We start from the raw sequence: 15,575 nt of genomic DNA on the forward strand, positions 1-15,575 counted from the left end.
CACATGCCCAAGCGCATCCTCGTCGGGACTGTGACCTCCGACAAGACCGACAAGACCGTGACCGTGCTGGTCGAACGCAAGGTGAAGCACCCGCTCTACGGGAAGATCATCCGTCGTTCGAAGAAGTATCACGCGCACGACGAGCAGAACGAATACACCGTGGGTGACGTGGTGCGGATCGAGGAGACCCGCCCGATGTCGAAGACCAAGACCTGGATCGTCAAGGACCGGGTCGTGGCGGGCGGCGTGCAGGCGGTGGAAGCCGACCTCGACGTCGCGGCTGCGGGTAACTGAAACGTAGACGGAACTGCCGGGCCCCGGTCGGATCGGGCGTCCCGGTAAGCCAATGAGAAGGAAGACGGATCCATGATCCAGATGCAATCCAATCTCGACGTCGCGGACAACAGCGGCGCCAAGCGCGTCCAGTGCATCAAGGTGCTGGGTGGCTCGAAGCGTCGTACCGCGGGCGTCGGCGACGTGATCGTCGTCTCCATCAAGGAGGCGCAGCCGCGCACCAAGGTCAAGAAGGGCGACGTTCACCGCGCCGTGATCGTGCGCACCAAGAAGGACGTGCGTCGTCCCGACGGCACCGTGATCCGCTTCGACAGCAACGCGGCCGTGCTCGTGAACAAGAACGAGGAGCCGATCGGCACCCGTATCTTCGGCCCCGTGGTGCGCGAACTGCGCGGCAAGGGCTTCATGAAGATCATCTCGCTCGCGCCGGAGGTGCTGTGATGGCTGCCGCGAAGATCAAGAAGGGTGACAGCGTCGTCGTGCTGTCGGGCAAGGACAAGGGCCGCACCGGTACGGTCGCCCAGGTTCTCCCGAAGGACGGCAAGGTCGTCGTCGAGGGCGTGAACATCGTCGCCCGTCACCGCAAGCCCAGCCAGCAGAACCCGCAGGGTGGCATCGACCGCTTCGCCGCGCCGATGCACATCTCGAAGGTCGCTCTGGCTGATCCCAAGACCGGCAAGGCCACCCGCGTCCGCTTCGAAGTGAAGGACGGGAAGAAGGTGCGCGTCGCCGTCAAGAGTGGGGAGACCATCGATGGCTGATTACACCGCCCGGATGAAGGCCAAGTACGACAACGAGATCGTCAAGGCCATGACCGAGAAGTTCGGCTACAAGAACCGGATGGAAGTGCCCAAGCTCGAGAAGATCACGCTCAACATGGGCGTGGGCGAGGCGAGCCAGGACAAGAAGAAGGTTCAGACCGCCGCCGAGGAAATGGCGCTGATCGCCGGCCAGAAGCCGGTCATCACGCTCGCCAAGAAGTCGATCGCGCAGTTCAAGCTGCGTGAAGGCATGCCGATCGGTTGCAAGGTGACCCTGCGCCGCGAGCGGATGTACGAATTCCTCGACCGTCTCGTGACCGTCGCCATGCCGCGCATCCGCGACTTCCGCGGGCTGAACGCCAAGTCGTTCGACGGCCGCGGCAACTACGCGATGGGGCTGAAGGAACAGATCGTGTTCCCCGAAATCAGCTACGACAAGATCGAGAAGGTGCGTGGGATGGACATCATCGTCACCACCACCGCCAAGACCGACGAAGAGGCGCGCGAGCTGCTGCGCCTGTTCGGCTTCCCCTTCCAGGGCGAGGCCAAGACCGAACAGAAGGAAGCGGCGTGAGCCGCTTCCCCTTAGAGACACGAAAGCAGAGAGCTTAAGTCCATGGCGAAACTGAGTTCCATCAACAAGAATGAGCGTCGCAAGAAGCTCGTCAAGCAGTACGCTGCGAAGTACGAGAAGCTGAAGGCGATCGCGAACGACGAATCCCTCGACGAGACCGAGCGCCTAGTCGCCCGTCTCAAGATGGCGGAGCTTCCGCGCAACGCGAACCCGACCCGGGTGCGCAACCGTTGCGCCACCACCGGCCGCCCCCGCGGCTATTACCGCAAGTTCGGCATCAACCGTATCGAACTGCGCGATCTCGGCAACAAGGGCCTGATTCCGGGCCTGACCAAGTCGAGCTGGTGAGGACACAAAGATGGCAATGACCGATCCTCTGGGTGACATGCTCACCCGCATCCGCAACGGCCAGCGCGCCAAGAAGGACTCCGTCCTGACTCCGGCGAGCAACCTGCGTGCGAGCGTTCTCGAAGTGCTTCAGCGTGAAGGCTACATCCGTGGCTACAGCGAAGACAATTCGGGCAAGCACAAGGCGCTGCGGATCGAACTGAAGTATTTCGAAGGCGAGCCCGCGATCAAGCACGTGGCCCGCGTCTCGAAGCCCGGCCGCCGCGTCTATTCGGGTTCCAAGGAACTCCCGACGATCCGCAACGGCCTCGGCATCACCATCGTCTCGACGCCGCGCGGCGTGCTCTCGGATGCCGAGGCGCGCAGCCACAACGTCGGCGGCGAAGTGCTGGCGGAGGTGTTCTGATGAGCCGCATTGGCAAGAAGCCCGTGGCGATCCCCGGCGGGGTCACGGCCACCATCGAGAACGGCACGCTCGTCGTGAAGGGGCCCAAGGGCACCCTGTCGATGGGTCTGTCGGACCTCATCACCTACTCGCTCGAGGACGGCTCGATCTCGGTCAAGCCGGCCAATGACAGCAAGCAGGCGCGCGCCTTCTGGGGCATGCAGCGCACGCTGGTGTCGAACCTGGTGGAAGGCGTCAGTGCCGGCTTCACCAAGGTGCTCGTGATCAAGGGCGTCGGCTACCGTGCGAATGCGCAGGGCAAGACGCTGAAGCTGCAGCTCGGCTACAGCCACGATGTCGACCTCGCCGTGCCCGAAGGTCTCGAAGTGAAGACCCCGGATCAGACCACGATCGAGATTTCCGGCTCGGACAAGCAGGCCGTCGGCCAGTTTGCCGCCGAAATCCGCCGCTGGCGCAAGCCCGAGCCCTACAAGGGCAAGGGGATCGCCTATCGCGGCGAGTATATCTTCCGCAAGGAAGGGAAGAAGAGATAAGATGGCAAAGCTTTCCCTTTTCGAACGTCGCCGTCGCCGGGTCCGCACTGCGCTGCGCGCGCGTGCCGGTGGCAAGCCCCGTCTGTCGGTGCACCGCACCGGCCGTCACATCTACGCCCAGATCATCGACGATGCGGCCGGCAAGACCGTTGCTGCCGCCTCGACGCTCGGCGCCAAGACCAGCGGCGCGAATGTCGATGCTGCTGCCGAAGTCGGCAAGCAGATCGCCGAGGCCGCCAAGAAGGCGGGCGTGACCACTGTCGTGTTCGATCGCGGCGGGTTCCTGTTCCATGGCCGCGTCAAGGCGCTGGCCGATGCCGCCCGCGAAGGCGGGCTGGAGTTCTGACAATGGCTGACGAAAACACCATCGACACCGTCGACGTGGCGGGCGACATCGGCGGCGACGCCGGCGAGAGCCAGGGCCGTCGCGGACGGGGCCGGGGCGGCAACCGCGAAGGCGGTGAGGGCCGTGGCCGCGGGCGTGGCCGTGACGACCGTCGCGGGCCCAAGCAGGAAGAAGATGACGGCATCATCGAGAAGCTGGTGCACATCAACCGCGTCTCGAAGACCGTGAAGGGCGGCAAGCGCTTCGGCTTTGCTGCGCTGGTTGTGGTCGGCGACGGCCAGGGCCGCGTCGGCTTCGGCCACGGCAAGGCCCGCGAAGTGCCGGAAGCGATCACCAAGGCGACCGCTTCGGCGCGCAAGAAGATGATCCGCGTTCCGCTCAAGGAAGGCCGCACCCTGCACCATGACGGCAATGGCCGTTTCGGCGCGGGCAAGGTGACCCTGCGCACCGCGCCTCCGGGGACCGGCATCATCGCCGGCGGTCCGATGCGCGCCGTGTTCGAGAGTCTCGGCGTTGCCGACGTGGTGACCAAGTCGGTCGGCACCTCGAACCCCTACAACATGATCCGCGCCACCTTCGACGCGCTGCAGGACCAGACTTCGCCGAAGTCGGTTGCCCAGCGTCGCGGCAAGAAGGTTGCCGACCTCCTGGGTCGGGGCGGGGCCAGCGCAGCCGAGGCGGAAGCCGAAGCTGCCGCGATCGTGGAGTAATCTTCAATGGCTACCATCAAGATCAAGCAGATCGGCTCGCCGATCCGTCGCCCCGCCAGCCAGCGCCAGATCCTCATCGGTCTGGGGCTGAACAAGATGCACAAGATCGTCGAGCGTCAGGACACCCCCGAGGTGCGCGGCGCGATCGCCAAGATCCCGCATCTGGTGCAGGTGATCGACTAAATCCAGGCAGGCCCCGCTAGTCGGGGCCTTCCTTTCTCTCAGCGCGACAAAAGCGAAAGCGAGTGCACGACATGAAACTGAATGACATCCGCGACAACGCCGGTGCCCGCAAGGGCCGCGTCCGTGTCGGCCGTGGTATCGGCTCGGGCAAGGGCAAGACCTCGGCCCGCGGCCAGAAGGGCCAGAAGGCCCGTTCGGGCGTTGCCATCAAGGGCTTCGAGGGCGGCCAGATGCCGCTCCACATGCGCCTGCCGAAGCGCGGCTTCAACAATCCGTTCGGCAAGGACTATGCCGAGGTGAACGTGGGCATGGTTCAGAAGTTCATCGACGCCGGCAAGCTCGATGCCAAGGCCACCATCACCGAGGAAGCCCTGCGCAATGCGGGCCTCGTGCGCGGCGGCAAGGACGGCGTGCGCCTGCTCGGCAAGGGTGATTTCACCGCCAAGGCTACTTTCGCCGTGACCGGTGCCACCAAGGGCGCGATCGCGGCGGTCGAAAAGGCCGGCGGCAGCGTTGAAGTGGCGCCCGCCCCGACCCCCGAGCACGAGAAGAAGCTCGCCCGGCGCGAGGCGAACAAGGCCGCCAAGGCCAAGTAATCGACAAAAGGCGACGCGCGGGGGTTCGACAAGAGCCCCCGCGCTCCCTATTTACGCTCTCGCACGCCGACCTGCCCCTTCTCCCGGGGCGTCCCGACGAGGGAAGGGCGCGCAGGACAGGGTCCACGCGGTGCCTGATGGGGGCAGATCCGCCGGGCCAAGAGCTAGGATCGACACGACGACATGGCATCACGCGCCGACAATATCGCGAGCAACCTGAACCTGGGCAATTTCGCCAAGGCGACCGAGCTCAAGCAGCGCATCTGGTTCACGATCGGTGCGCTGATCGTCTTCCGTTTCCTCAGCTTCGTGCCGCTGCCCGGCGTCAACCCGCTGGTTCTCGCCGAACTCTACGACCAGACCCGCGGCGGCATCCTCGACCTGTTCAACGCCTTTTCGGGCGGCAGCCTCGAGCGCATGAGCCTGATCGCATTGGGCGTCATGCCTTACATCACCTCCTCGATCGTGGTGCAGATGGCCTCGGCGCTGCACCCGACGCTGTCCGCGCTCAAGAAGGAAGGCGCCTCGGGTCGCCAGAAGCTCAACCAGTACACCCGCTACGGCGCGGTGCTGCTGTGCGCGATCCAGGGCTATTTCCTTGCCGTGGGGCTCGAAAGCTTCGCCGCGCAGAACGGCCTGCAGGCCGTGGTCGATCCGGGCTACATGTTCCGCATCGTCGCGGTGATTAACCTCGTCGGCGGCACCATGTTCCTGCTGTGGCTGGGCGAGCAGATCACCAGCCGCGGCATCGGCAACGGCATTTCGCTGATCATCATGGCGGGCATCGTCGCCCAGTTCCCGAGCTTCGCCACCAACCTCTTCGAAGGCGGCCGCACCGGCGCGATCTCCTCGGTGGTGATCATCGGCTTCCTCGTGATGGTGGTCGGGCTGATCCTGCTCATTTCCTTCATGGAGCGCGCCCAGCGCCGCCTGACGATCCAGTACCCCCGCCGCGCCACGCAGCGCGGGATGATGCAGGCCGAGCGGTCCTACCTTCCGCTCAAGATCAACACCGCGGGCGTGATCCCGCCGATCTTCGCCAGCTCGCTGCTGCTGCTGCCGCTGACGATCACCCAGTTCGCCGGCAATTCGGTCGACACCGAGAGCGGGTTCTACACCGTGCTCCAGGCGCTCAACCAGTATCTGGCGCATGGGCAGCCGCTCTACATGACGCTCTACGCGATCGGGATCATCTTCTTCTGCTTCTTCTACACTGCGGTGGTCTTCAACCCCGAGGAGACGGCGGACAACCTGAAGAAGAACGGCGGCTCGATCCCAGGCATCCGCCCGGGCAAGCGCACGGCGGACTATCTCGAATATGTCCTCACCCGCATCACGGTGGTGGGCGCGCTCTACCTGACCCTGGTCTGCGTGCTGCCGGAATACATGATCGCGCAGACGGGCATCCCGCTGTTCCTCGGCGGCACCAGCCTGCTGATCGTCGTCAACGTCACGGTCGACACCATCAGCCAGATCCAGTCTCACCTTCTGGCGCTGCAATATGGCGACCTCATCAAGAAGGCCAAGCTCAAGGGCCGGATGCGCTGATATACGACATTAGTCGGCTTGACGCGCCTTGGCACTTGGTTGAACCCGTAAGTCTGAAAGAACGCGCCGGGCAGCGACCCGCGGCGATATTGGGGGACGGTTCGTGAACATCATTCTTCTTGGCCCTCCCGGCGCCGGCAAGGGGACGCAGAGTGCGGGCCTGGTCGAACGTCACGGGATGCGCCAGCTATCCACCGGCGATATGTTGCGCGCCGCGGTCAAGGCGGGCACTCCCGTCGGGCTGCGCGCGAAGGAAGTCATGGAGCGCGGCGAGCTGGTCTCGGACGAGATCGTCTCCGACCTGATCGACGCCGAACTCGCCGCGATGGCGCCCGAGACCGGCGCGATCTTCGACGGCTATCCCCGCACCGCCGCACAGGCCGATGCGCTCGATGCCATCCTCGCCAAGAACGGCCGGGTGCTCGACCACGTGATCGAACTCGAGGTGAACGAGGACGCGCTGGTCGAACGCATCACCGGCCGCTTCTCCTGCGGCAACTGCGGCGCGCTCTATCACGACACCGCAAACCCGCCCACGACGCCGGGCGTGTGCGATGCCTGCGGCAGCACCGAGTTCAAGCGCCGGCCGGACGACAACGAGGAGACCGTGCGCACCCGCATGGCCGAATACCGCGCCAAGACCGCGCCGATCCTGCCGGGCTACGAGGCGCGCGGGATCGTCACCCGCATCGACGGCATGGCTGCGATCGACACGGTCGCGGGCCAGATCGACGCCATCCTCAAGGGCTGATTACAGCGCCGGGGGCCTTGTCTCTCCGCCGCATTTGCCGCAGCCTCGGGCGATGATCGCAAGGGAGGGTCTTGCCATGAAGCAGCTTTCGAGGGCCTGCGCGGGCGCGTTCGGCCTGTCCGTGCTCGCGGCCGCCGGTCCGGCCGGTGCCGAGGTAGTCCGCGCGGACGAGCACAGCTTTGTTACCCGCCACGAGGTGGTGGTCGAGGCGAGCCCCAAGGACGTGTGGCTCGCCCTGATCTCGCCCGCCGGATGGTGGCAGTCGGAGCACACCTGGTCCGGGGAATCGAAGAACCTCTCGCTCATGCCCAAGGCGGGCGGGTGCTTCTGCGAGACCATTCCCGAAGTCGACGAGCCGGGACGCTTCACGCTCGAGGGCAGCGTCGAGCACATGCGGGTCGTGCAGGCCTATCCCGAGCGCGCGCTGCGGATGGTTGGCAGTCTCGGGCCGCTCCAGAGCGAGCCGGTGACGGGCGTGCTCACGGTTGCAATCAGCACCACGCCCAAGGGCACGCGAATCCTGTGGGAGTACAACGTCGGCGGCCCGATGCGTTACGAGGTGGCGGTGATCTCCAAGGCCGTCGACGGAGTGATGGGGGCCCAGATCGGCGCCCTGGCCAAGCCGCTGGGCGTCGTTGCCATGCCTGCCCCTGCGCCGCGGCCTGCCGCCGAGACGCCGGCCGAAGCCAGCCCGGAGCCTGCGGGGAAGGGCGGGGCGAAGCCTGGTCCGACGCCCGCGCCTGCCCCTGCGGCGGCGGCGAAGCCTGCGCCTGCACCCGGTCCGGCGAAGGCCGGGACGCCCGTCACCCTGCCCGGGATCAAGCCGACACCGGGCCCCGCGCCGGCGCCCGCTCCGGTCGCGAAGCCCGCTGACAAGCCGGCCTCCAAGCCGGCGACCAAGGCCCCTTCTGTCGACGAGGCCTTCAGCGATCTCGGCGAAAAGCCGCCGCGCTGAACGCCCCGGAGCACGGGCCGCTTGCGCCTCTTGCGCGGATATGCCCGTTGCGGTTGACCTGCGGGGCGAATCGGCCTATGCGCGCGGCTCATTCGACATGTTCGAAGCAAGTTCGGCAGGCATCGCCCTTGCGCGTGCCGACCGGACTTTTTGCCGTTTGCGCACCTGCGCTCGGCAGGCGGGCATGGGAATGAATGTCGCGTTGAGATAGGGGTGTCCCTTCAAGGACCACCAAGCCCCTGTGGAGCATGGAGAAATAAGTGGCTCGTATTGCCGGGGTCAATATCCCCACCAACAAGCGCGTGATCATCGCGCTGACCTATATTCACGGGATCGGCCGTACCACCGCCGTCCAGATCGCTGACAAGCTGGGCATCGCGCACACCGCGCGCGTGCAGGATCTCTCCGACGAGGAAATCCTGCGCATCCGCGAAACCATCGATGCTGATTTCACCGTCGAAGGCGACCTGCGTCGCCAGACTGCGATGAACATCAAGCGCCTGATGGACCTGCGCGCCTATCGCGGCCTGCGTCACCGTTCGGGCCTGCCCGTCCGCGGCCAGCGCACCCACACCAACGCCCGCACCCGCAAGGGCAAGGCCAAGCCCATCGCGGGCAAGAAGAAGTAAGCAGGGCCTTCGGGCTCCCGCTTTTTCCTTCTGACGAGCTAGAGGAATATAGAGAATGGCACGCGAACCAGGCCGTATCCGGCGCCGTGACAAGAAGAACATCACCAGCGGCGTGGCGCACATCAACGCCAGCTTCAACAACACCATGATCACCATCACCGACGCGCAGGGCAACGCCATCTCGTGGTCGTCCGCCGGCATGATGGGCTTCAAGGGCAGCCGCAAGTCGACTCCCTACGCCGCGCAGGTCGCTGCCGACGATGCCGGCAAGAAGGCCGCCGAACACGGCGTGCGCACCCTCGAGGTCGAAGTGAAGGGCCCGGGTTCGGGCCGTGAAAGCGCGCTGCGGGGTCTTGCAGCCGTGGGCTTCAACATTACCTCGATCCGCGACGTCACCCCGATCCCGCACAACGGGGTCCGTCCGTCCAAGCGTCGCCGCGTCTGATCCGCCGGGAAGGCGGGGGCGCGTATCGCCTCCGCCGCCCGATCGGGTCAGATGTCCGCGCCCCTCGCGCCCGCGCATCCGGCCCGCCCAAGTTTGAAACGCCCGAAAGGCGAATTAGGGGAAATCCATGTCCGTCAACACCAAGAACTGGCAGGAACTCAAGAAACCCAACTCCCTGGAAATCAAGGATGGCGGCGATCGTCAGCGCAAGGCGACCTTCGTGGCCGAACCGCTCGAGCGGGGCTTCGGCCTGACGCTCGGCAACGCGCTGCGCCGGGTGCTGCTCTCCAGCCTGCAGGGCGCCGCGATCACCTCGATCAAGATCGAGAACGTGCTGCACGAATTCTCGAGCCTGGCCGGCGTGCGCGAGGACGTCACCGACATCGTCCTCAACGTCAAGCAGATCGCGCTCAAGATGGAAGGCGAAGGCCCCAAGCGGCTCCAGCTTTCGGCCACCGGCCCGGGTGAAGTTCGCGCCGGCGACATCGCCGTGACCGGCGACATCGAGGTGATGAACAAGGATCTCGTGATCTGCCACCTCGACGAAGGCGCGACGCTCAACATGGAACTCACCGCCGACACCGGGAAGGGCTATTCGCCCGCCGTCGCCAACCGTCCGGCCGATGCGCCGATCGGGCTGATCCCGGTCGACTCGCTCTACTCGCCGGTGCGTCAGGTGAGCTACAAGGTGGAGAACGCCCGCGTCGGGCAGGAGCTCGACTACGACAAGCTCTCGCTGACCGTCGAGACTGATGGCACCGTCACTCCGGAAGACGCCGTGGCCTATGCCGCGCGCATCCTCCAGGACCAGCTGACGCTGTTCGTCCACTTCGAGGACGGCATCCCGCAGCCGGTCGGCCAGATGATCGGCCACGCCGTGCAGCCGGAAGAAAGCGACGCCAACCAGCTCAACCGCTACCTCCTCAAGAAGGTGGACGAGCTGGAACTGTCGGTGCGTTCGGCCAACTGCCTCAAGAACGACAACATCATCTACATCGGCGATCTGGTCCAGAAGACCGAAGCCGAGATGCTGCGCACGCCGAACTTCGGCCGCAAGTCGCTCAACGAGATCAAGGAAGTGCTCTCGAGCATGGGCCTGCGCCTCGGCATGGACATCCCGGGCTGGCCGCCCGAGAACATCGAGGAAATGGCCAAGAAGCTCGAGCAGGAGCTGCTTGGTTGATGAATTCGGGAGCCCTCGCGAAAGCGGGGGCTCACCGCAAGGGCAAAGGTGGCGGCCCTGACAGTCACCGGCACTGGGGTACCTCGAACGGCCCCTTTTCGAACGAAGGAAGACTACAATGCGTCATGGTATTTCGGGCCGCAAGCTGGGCCGCCGCACGGGTCACCGCAACGCCCTGTTCCGCAACATGGCCGCCGCGCTGATCAAGCACGAGCAGATCACCACCACGCTGCCCAAGGCGAAGGAACTGCGTCCCTACGTCGAGAAGCTGATCACGCTGGCCAAGCGTGGCGGCCTGTCGAACCGCCGTCTGGCGATGGCTCGTCTGGGTGACGAGGCGCAGCTCAAGAAGCTCTTCGAAGTGCTCGCCGACCGTTATGCCGACCGTGACGGCGGCTACACCCGCGTGCTGCGCGCTGGTGTGCGCGCCGGCGACGCGGTGCAGATGGCGATCATCGAGCTCGTCGACCGCGACGAAGACGCCAAGGGTCAGGACAGCGGCCCGGTCATGTCTGACGAAGAATACGAAGACGCGTAAGACACGCGCCTCTTCGAAAACAAGCGATGGGCCGGGGCGGTAACGCTTCCGGCCCTTTCCTTTTGTGGGCGGCCAGATAGGTTGCGCGCCATGATCCGCACCGCCTTCGCAGCCGCCGCGCTGCTCCTCGCCGTCGCCGCCTCCGCCCAAAACCAGCAGGAGGCGCTCGACGCCCGCTACGAGCGCGCGCTTGCGGCTGGGTACAAGGCGCTGATGCTGTGCAGCGCCATCGCCAATGCCGAGCGCAACGGCGCGATCCGCACGCCCGAGAGCGTCGCGGCCTGGGAGCTGTCGGGCATTCAGTCGCCGCAGGCGGCCGTGATCGGCGACCTGCCGCACACGATCCTGCGCCGCCCTTCCGGCCAGATCGCCGAGGTGCAGGTGCGCTGGGCCGAGGACATGCCCGCGCGGGTCGCCGTCTATGGCGGGGCCGACACAGGCTGCGCGGTCCGGCCTCTTGGCGCGCCCGAACAGTCGCTTCCGGCGGAGCCCGCGCAGACCGTCCCGGCAACCGCGGCGCAGCAGCCGTCGGCCGACAGCGGCAAATCCCGCGGGCGCATCCGCCGGCCGGTGGATGATCGCGGCAGGCAGGTGATAGTCCTCGCCGCCAAGGCGCTCGACCACACGCGCACCGAAACCTACGGCAAGGGCGCGCGCACCACGGCGCTTGTCGTCCGCAGCTTCCATCCCGACGGCTCACGTGATTTCAATGCCACGTTCTATGCCGACGGCTTCTCGGAAGCGACCCCGCAGCGCACCTGGTCGGTCGCCAAGAGCATCGCCGCGACGCTGGTCGGGGCGGCGGTGCAGCGCGGGGAAGCGGACGTGAATGCTTCGGCGGGGCTGGGCCTGTCCGACACTGACCCGCGCCGGGCGATCACCATCGATCATCTGCTGCGCATGGCTTCGGGCCGCTACTCCGACACGCCAGGCAACCGCACCGATCCGCTCTATTTCGGCGGGGCTACCGTCGCGGAGGTCGCGCTCGACTGGCCGCTGATTGCGGCACCGGGCAGCACCTTCCGCTACGCCAATAACGACACGCTTGCTGCCGTGGCTGCCATCAGGGGCACCTTCGAAGCCAATCCTCCCGCCAGGTTCCTTGCAGAGCTGGGCATGAAGGGAACGGTGGCCGAGACAGACTGGCAGGGCGACTACATCCTCTCCTCGCAAGTCTGGGCGACGGCGGAGGATCTGGCGAGGCTCGGCCAGCTATATCTCGAAGACGGGGTTTGGAACAACAAGCGCATCCTGCCCGAGGGCTGGGTGAAGTATGTCACCACCCCCAGCGGGCCGCAGCCACCCACCGGCACCTTTGGCTATGGCGCGGGGTTCTGGCTGCTGAACCGCGAGGAGGGCGTGCCGCCCGACACCTTCGCCGCCATCGGCAATCGCGGACAATATGTGGTGATCGTGCCCTCGCGGAAGGTCGTGATCGTGCGCCGGGGCGAGGACCCGGCAGGCTCGGGCTTCGACATCGCGGCCTTTACGCGCGACGTTCTGGCGGCTCTGGAAGAGTAGCCCTTTGCGGCGAGCTGTTCATCAAAGTGGGAAATAAACTTAACAATACCTGACATCCCGATTCAGCTTCGCCACACCCCGAATCGCGCAAAACGGCCTCGACACCTGCGGCAATCCCGCCTCCGGGTGATGGACGAGGACCCTTACGATGACCACCACGACCAACCGGCTGGCCTCCGGCAAATCGGCCCGGCTCGTGCTCGGCGCGGTCGCGGCCACTGCGCTCACCGCGGCCTCGGCGGCCCCTGCCATGGCGCGTGACCGCGACCGTGACGGCATCAGCGCGGGCGAGATCATCGCCGGGGCGGTGGTGATCGGCGGCATCGCGGCGCTCGCGGGCGCTTTCGACGGCGATCGCGACCGCTGGGACCGGCGCGATTTCCGCGGCGACCGCTGGGATCGCCGCGGCGACTGGGATCGCGGCGGCTGGGGCTTCGCCGGTGGTCCGCGCGCCGCTGTCGACCGCTGCGTGCGCGCCGCCGAGAACCAGGCCCGGCGCTTCGGCGGTTACCGCTTCGCCGACGTGATCGATGTGCGCGACATCGACCGCACCCGCGACGGGTTCCGCGTGCGCGGCCGGATCGATGTCGGCGGCGGCTGGAACCGCAGCGACCGCGGGCGCTTCACCTGCCGCATCGACGGACGCGGCGCGCCGCTGGTCGACTTCGACGGCATCCGCGGCCTGCGCTGATCCCGCAACCCTTTCCCCTCGCGCGCGGGTCTCCTGCCTTATCGTCCCGCGCACATCCTTGCCGCCCCGTCAGCGTTCCACTCGCTGGCGGGGCGGCTTCGTTTCGTGGCACCTCTGGCGGTTCAGCCCAGCGCAAGCCTCGCACGGCTAGTCTCGTCCGCATCCGGCCTTGGTGGGGGCCTCAACATCGACAGGAGAGAGCAGCAATGGCTCTGATGTTTCGCGCGGCCCTGATTGCGGGTGCGCTTGCCGGCACCACCCTTGTTTCCGCGCCCGCCGCCGCTGCGCCGCTTTCCGCAACGCCGGCGCTGGGCAGCCCTTCCGCCGTGCTTGCCCACAGCCGCTTCGATCCCGCCGCCGACAGTGCCGAATGGCGCCGCTGCGGCTGGGGCTGGGGGCGCCGCTGCGGCTGGGGCGGGGGCTGGGGCGGGCGCGGCTGGCGCCGCAACCGCATCGATGGCGGCGACGTGCTGATCGGCGCGGCGATCATCGGCGGCGCCATCGCCATCGCCAATGCCAACAACCGCCGCCACCGCGACCGTGACGTGGTGATCGTCGAGCGCGATGCCGATTTCCGCGATCGCGACTGGGATCGCGAGCGCAACTGGGACCGCCGCGACGATCGCCGCTTGGCCCCGCGCGGGACCGGCGCATCGGGTCTCGATAACGCGGTCAACATCTGTCTTGACCGGATCGAGCGTGACGTGCGGGTCGATACGGTCGACAATGTCGAGCGCACCGGGGCCGGGTGGCGGGTGAGCGGGGCGCTCTATGATGGCTCCGCGTTCCAGTGCCGGATCGGCAACAGCGGCCAGATTGACGGCATCGCCTACGGGCGGGGCTTTTCCGGCGTCGGCTTGGGCGGGAGCGGCGCTCCGGCCCTGCCGCGCGCGGACGGCCAGTTCGACGATGCCTTCTACGCCGATGCCCGTGCGCGGGTCGGCGGGACGGTGCGGCCCGACATCGCGGTGAGCGAGACCACGGTCCAGGTCGCGCGGGTGCCGCAGGGCAGGGCGGTGCGTCCGGCGCCGGGCGCGGCCATGCCTCCCTATCCCGGCGGCCCGATCCCCGGCGAGGTGATCCCCGAGACGATCGACGGCGATATCGGCGGCTGACACAGGCGGGTGGGGCCTCAGTGCCCCTCCCGGTCCCCGCCATAGCTCGGCAGGCCCCATTCCCAGCGGATCGCGGCGCTCCTCAGCGCGAAGCCGCAGACGAAGGCGAGCGCCCATGCAGTGGCATCGGCAAGACCAAGCAGCGGCGCGGCGAGCATCCCCGCCACGCACAGCGCCGAGGTGAGGGCCGCGGGGGTGACGTAGAGTTCGGGGCTCATGATGATCGAGGGACGCCCCGCCACGACGTCGCGGATGATGCCGCCGACGCAGCCGGTGATGACGCCCATCAGCGCCGCGGGCACCGGCGGGATGCCGTAGGCGAGTGCCTTGGCGCTGCCGAGCACGGCATAGGCGGCAAGGCCCGCGCCGTCGGCGTAGTCGAAGCCCTTGCCCTCCCACCAGCGCACAGGCGTGAACCACGCGATCAGCGCGGTGCCGAGGCACACGGCGGCGACCCAGGGATCGTCGATCCAGAACACCGGCGCGCGGATCAGTAGATCGCGCACCGTGCCTCCACCGACGCCGGTGACGAGCGCGAAAAAGGCCATCGTCACGAAGGTCTGCCTGAGGCGCGCCGCCAGCACCGCGCCCGACAGCGCGAAGAGGGCGATGCCCGCCAGGTCGAGCAGGTCGAGGATCGGAGTGAGGACGGTGGGGGTCATCGGGCCGATCAGTTCAAGTCGCCGTCGAAGTCGAACTTCACGCTGTCGCTGGGAAGGGTCTCCATTGCGACATAGCTCGGGTCACGCTTGGCGGAAGGCCGCGCCTTGCGGCGGCGGAACATCAGCACGCAGCCGATCAGCGCGCCGGTCAGCGAGAGCGCGGCGAAGAGGATCAGCACCGGATGGCTGGTGTCCTCGCGTTCGGAGAGGTCCATGATGTGCAAGCCCCAGGCAAGGTCGAAGGCGCGCCACCAGCGGGTGCGCACCGCCTCGATCTCGCCGGTGTCGCGCCCGACATAGACATTGGTGCCGTCCGCCAGCGCCACCTGCCACACCGCCAGCGCGCGGCGGAAATCGAACGGGGTGTGCTCTGCGGGGAAGAGCGTGACGCGCGCGACCTTCTCCCCGCTCACGATCCTCTCGGCCACCAGAGCCCGTGCGGCTGCGGCGTCGAGCGGCGGGAGCGCGGCCCCTGTCGCGAAGTCGACCCGCCGCGTGGCACCGTCGAGCGTCGTCAGGATCGCGACCGCGCGCCCGTCCTGCATCGTGACGCGCATCTCCTTGAGGCCCGCCTCGGGCGCGGCAAGGGTGCTGCCGGGAAGCACGAGGGGGCTTGCGGGCATCTCGCGGCGGAGGTGATCGCCGCGCACCGTGTCGATGGGGCGCGCCACCATGACGAGGCCGGTCGCCAGCCACATGGCGATCGGCACGCCGACCAGCCAGCCGAGCCAGATGTGCCACTTGGCAAGGGAGCGCATGGAGAGAAGCTTCATCCCCGCGCCATGA

The 15,575-nt window shown here is 67.1% G+C and carries 23 protein-coding genes; 21 read left to right on the plus strand and 2 right to left on the minus strand.

All coding sequences use genetic code 11. The annotated features are described in order from the left end of the window. Positions 1 to 3 precede the first annotated feature (3 nt). From rpsQ to ACMX37_RS06115, 21 genes are all read left to right on the plus strand, one after another. Positions 4 to 294 carry a 30S ribosomal protein S17 gene (gene rpsQ / locus ACMX37_RS06015; RefSeq protein WP_066529809.1) on the plus strand — a complete coding sequence of 97 codons (291 nt, stop codon included), beginning with the start codon at positions 4 to 6 and terminating at the stop codon, positions 292 to 294. Positions 295 to 366: 72 nt separating this feature from the next. Further along, on the plus strand, positions 367 to 735 hold the full coding sequence (gene rplN, locus ACMX37_RS06020; RefSeq protein ID WP_088914644.1) for a 50S ribosomal protein L14: 369 nt from the start codon (positions 367 to 369) through the stop codon (positions 733 to 735). Continuing rightward, positions 735 to 1,055, plus strand: coding sequence for a 50S ribosomal protein L24 (gene rplX, locus ACMX37_RS06025; protein ID WP_483147965.1), 321 nt, complete (start codon positions 735 to 737; stop codon positions 1,053 to 1,055). The genes rplN and rplX overlap by 1 nt, the downstream gene beginning before the upstream one ends. Beyond that, positions 1,048 to 1,629, plus strand: a complete 582-nt coding sequence (gene rplE, locus ACMX37_RS06030) for a 50S ribosomal protein L5 (RefSeq protein WP_483147966.1) — start codon at positions 1,048 to 1,050, stop codon at positions 1,627 to 1,629. Before rplX ends, rplE begins: the two co-directional genes overlap by 8 nt. 42 nt (positions 1,630 to 1,671) lie before the next feature. After that, complete coding sequence (gene rpsN / locus ACMX37_RS06035; protein ID WP_088914641.1) at positions 1,672 to 1,977, plus strand: 30S ribosomal protein S14; 306 nt, start codon at positions 1,672 to 1,674, stop codon at positions 1,975 to 1,977. 10 nt (positions 1,978 to 1,987) lie between these two features. Further along, positions 1,988 to 2,383 carry a 30S ribosomal protein S8 gene (gene rpsH / locus ACMX37_RS06040; protein ID WP_483147967.1) on the plus strand — a complete coding sequence of 132 codons (396 nt, stop codon included), beginning with the start codon at positions 1,988 to 1,990 and terminating at the stop codon, positions 2,381 to 2,383. Further along, positions 2,383 to 2,916 carry a 50S ribosomal protein L6 gene (gene rplF / locus ACMX37_RS06045; RefSeq protein ID WP_483147968.1) on the plus strand — a complete coding sequence of 178 codons (534 nt, stop codon included), beginning with the start codon at positions 2,383 to 2,385 and terminating at the stop codon, positions 2,914 to 2,916. The genes rpsH and rplF overlap by 1 nt, the downstream gene beginning before the upstream one ends. Position 2,917: 1 nt before the next feature. After that, on the plus strand, positions 2,918 to 3,262 hold the full coding sequence (gene rplR / locus ACMX37_RS06050) for a 50S ribosomal protein L18 (protein WP_285712866.1): 345 nt from the start codon (positions 2,918 to 2,920) through the stop codon (positions 3,260 to 3,262). 2 nt (positions 3,263 to 3,264) lie between these two features. Continuing rightward, positions 3,265 to 3,972, plus strand: coding sequence for a 30S ribosomal protein S5 (rpsE, locus tag ACMX37_RS06055; protein ID WP_088914637.1), 708 nt, complete (start codon positions 3,265 to 3,267; stop codon positions 3,970 to 3,972). 6 nt (positions 3,973 to 3,978) lie between these two features. Continuing rightward, positions 3,979 to 4,155: a 50S ribosomal protein L30 gene (gene rpmD, locus ACMX37_RS06060; protein WP_017665127.1), complete on the plus strand. Its 177-nt coding sequence runs from the start codon at positions 3,979 to 3,981 to the stop codon at positions 4,153 to 4,155. Between the two features lie 71 nt (positions 4,156 to 4,226). Then, positions 4,227 to 4,751, plus strand: coding sequence for a 50S ribosomal protein L15 (gene rplO, locus ACMX37_RS06065; protein ID WP_483147969.1), 525 nt, complete (start codon positions 4,227 to 4,229; stop codon positions 4,749 to 4,751). A gap of 183 nt (positions 4,752 to 4,934) precedes the next feature. Continuing rightward, positions 4,935 to 6,299: a preprotein translocase subunit SecY gene (gene secY / locus ACMX37_RS06070; protein WP_483147970.1), complete on the plus strand. Its 1,365-nt coding sequence runs from the start codon at positions 4,935 to 4,937 to the stop codon at positions 6,297 to 6,299. A gap of 103 nt (positions 6,300 to 6,402) precedes the next feature. Next, entirely contained in the window at positions 6,403 to 7,050 is a 648-nt protein-coding gene (locus ACMX37_RS06075) for an adenylate kinase (protein ID WP_483147971.1), read from the plus strand. Positions 7,051 to 7,126: 76 nt separating this feature from the next. Further along, the gene (locus tag ACMX37_RS06080) at positions 7,127 to 8,005 is read left to right on the plus strand and encodes an SRPBCC family protein (RefSeq protein WP_483147972.1); all 879 of its coding nucleotides are present in this window, start codon (positions 7,127 to 7,129) and stop codon (positions 8,003 to 8,005) included. Positions 8,006 to 8,265: 260 nt separating this feature from the next. Next, the gene (gene rpsM, locus ACMX37_RS06085) at positions 8,266 to 8,634 is read left to right on the plus strand and encodes a 30S ribosomal protein S13 (RefSeq protein WP_017666382.1); all 369 of its coding nucleotides are present in this window, start codon (positions 8,266 to 8,268) and stop codon (positions 8,632 to 8,634) included. Positions 8,635 to 8,689: 55 nt separating this feature from the next. Next, complete coding sequence (gene rpsK / locus ACMX37_RS06090) at positions 8,690 to 9,079, plus strand: 30S ribosomal protein S11 (protein ID WP_017666383.1); 390 nt, start codon at positions 8,690 to 8,692, stop codon at positions 9,077 to 9,079. Between the two features lie 127 nt (positions 9,080 to 9,206). Then, positions 9,207 to 10,262, plus strand: coding sequence for a DNA-directed RNA polymerase subunit alpha (locus tag ACMX37_RS06095; RefSeq protein ID WP_285709048.1), 1,056 nt, complete (start codon positions 9,207 to 9,209; stop codon positions 10,260 to 10,262). Between the two features lie 118 nt (positions 10,263 to 10,380). Then, positions 10,381 to 10,800 (plus strand): 50S ribosomal protein L17, encoded by a 420-nt coding sequence (rplQ, locus tag ACMX37_RS06100; RefSeq protein ID WP_483147973.1) that lies wholly within the window; start codon positions 10,381 to 10,383, stop codon positions 10,798 to 10,800. A gap of 90 nt (positions 10,801 to 10,890) precedes the next feature. Next, entirely contained in the window at positions 10,891 to 12,321 is a 1,431-nt protein-coding gene (locus tag ACMX37_RS06105) for a serine hydrolase domain-containing protein (protein WP_483147974.1), read from the plus strand. Positions 12,322 to 12,469: 148 nt separating this feature from the next. Beyond that, on the plus strand, positions 12,470 to 13,012 hold the full coding sequence (locus ACMX37_RS06110) for a hypothetical protein (RefSeq protein ID WP_483147975.1): 543 nt from the start codon (positions 12,470 to 12,472) through the stop codon (positions 13,010 to 13,012). A gap of 206 nt (positions 13,013 to 13,218) precedes the next feature. Continuing rightward, on the plus strand, positions 13,219 to 14,127 hold the full coding sequence (locus tag ACMX37_RS06115; protein ID WP_483147976.1) for a hypothetical protein: 909 nt from the start codon (positions 13,219 to 13,221) through the stop codon (positions 14,125 to 14,127). 17 nt (positions 14,128 to 14,144) lie between these two features. Here the strand turns inward: ACMX37_RS06115 and ACMX37_RS06120 are convergent, their stop codons facing one another. Together ACMX37_RS06120 and ACMX37_RS06125 are read right to left on the minus strand one after the other, a co-directional pair. After that, a complete protein-coding gene (locus ACMX37_RS06120; protein WP_483147977.1) occupies positions 14,145 to 14,789 on the minus strand; it encodes a trimeric intracellular cation channel family protein in 645 nt (214 codons plus the stop codon). Positions 14,790 to 14,797: 8 nt separating this feature from the next. Continuing rightward, complete coding sequence (locus tag ACMX37_RS06125; protein ID WP_483147978.1) at positions 14,798 to 15,562, minus strand: PepSY domain-containing protein; 765 nt, start codon at positions 15,560 to 15,562, stop codon at positions 14,798 to 14,800. Positions 15,563 to 15,575: the final 13 nt, after the last annotated feature.

This window comes from Porphyrobacter sp. THAI-01a, from assembly GCF_056868655.1.

Excerpts from the sequence above, each read along its gene's own strand:
- rpsQ (WP_066529809.1), top strand. The coding sequence starts at position 4 with ATGCCCAAGCGCATCCTCGTCGGGACTGTGACCTCCGACAAGACCGAC.
- rplN (WP_088914644.1), top strand. The coding sequence starts at position 367 with ATGATCCAGATGCAATCCAATCTCGACGTCGCGGACAACAGCGGCGCC.
- rplX (WP_483147965.1), top strand. The coding sequence starts at position 735 with ATGGCTGCCGCGAAGATCAAGAAGGGTGACAGCGTCGTCGTGCTGTCG.
- rplE (WP_483147966.1), top strand. The coding sequence starts at position 1,048 with ATGGCTGATTACACCGCCCGGATGAAGGCCAAGTACGACAACGAGATC.
- rpsN (WP_088914641.1), top strand. The coding sequence starts at position 1,672 with ATGGCGAAACTGAGTTCCATCAACAAGAATGAGCGTCGCAAGAAGCTC.
- rpsH (WP_483147967.1), top strand. The coding sequence starts at position 1,988 with ATGGCAATGACCGATCCTCTGGGTGACATGCTCACCCGCATCCGCAAC.
- rplF (WP_483147968.1), top strand. The coding sequence starts at position 2,383 with ATGAGCCGCATTGGCAAGAAGCCCGTGGCGATCCCCGGCGGGGTCACG.
- rplR (WP_285712866.1), top strand. The coding sequence starts at position 2,918 with ATGGCAAAGCTTTCCCTTTTCGAACGTCGCCGTCGCCGGGTCCGCACT.
- rpsE (WP_088914637.1), top strand. The coding sequence starts at position 3,265 with ATGGCTGACGAAAACACCATCGACACCGTCGACGTGGCGGGCGACATC.
- rpmD (WP_017665127.1), top strand. The coding sequence starts at position 3,979 with ATGGCTACCATCAAGATCAAGCAGATCGGCTCGCCGATCCGTCGCCCC.
- rplO (WP_483147969.1), top strand. The coding sequence starts at position 4,227 with ATGAAACTGAATGACATCCGCGACAACGCCGGTGCCCGCAAGGGCCGC.
- secY (WP_483147970.1), top strand. The coding sequence starts at position 4,935 with ATGGCATCACGCGCCGACAATATCGCGAGCAACCTGAACCTGGGCAAT.
- ACMX37_RS06080 (WP_483147972.1), top strand. The coding sequence starts at position 7,127 with ATGAAGCAGCTTTCGAGGGCCTGCGCGGGCGCGTTCGGCCTGTCCGTG.
- rpsK (WP_017666383.1), top strand. The coding sequence starts at position 8,690 with ATGGCACGCGAACCAGGCCGTATCCGGCGCCGTGACAAGAAGAACATC.
- ACMX37_RS06095 (WP_285709048.1), top strand. The coding sequence starts at position 9,207 with ATGTCCGTCAACACCAAGAACTGGCAGGAACTCAAGAAACCCAACTCC.
- rplQ (WP_483147973.1), top strand. The coding sequence starts at position 10,381 with ATGCGTCATGGTATTTCGGGCCGCAAGCTGGGCCGCCGCACGGGTCAC.
- ACMX37_RS06105 (WP_483147974.1), top strand. The coding sequence starts at position 10,891 with ATGATCCGCACCGCCTTCGCAGCCGCCGCGCTGCTCCTCGCCGTCGCC.
- ACMX37_RS06110 (WP_483147975.1), top strand. The coding sequence starts at position 12,470 with ATGACCACCACGACCAACCGGCTGGCCTCCGGCAAATCGGCCCGGCTC.
- ACMX37_RS06115 (WP_483147976.1), top strand. The coding sequence starts at position 13,219 with ATGGCTCTGATGTTTCGCGCGGCCCTGATTGCGGGTGCGCTTGCCGGC.
- ACMX37_RS06120 (WP_483147977.1), bottom strand. The coding sequence starts at position 14,789 with ATGACCCCCACCGTCCTCACTCCGATCCTCGACCTGCTCGACCTGGCG.
- ACMX37_RS06125 (WP_483147978.1), bottom strand. The coding sequence starts at position 15,562 with ATGAAGCTTCTCTCCATGCGCTCCCTTGCCAAGTGGCACATCTGGCTC.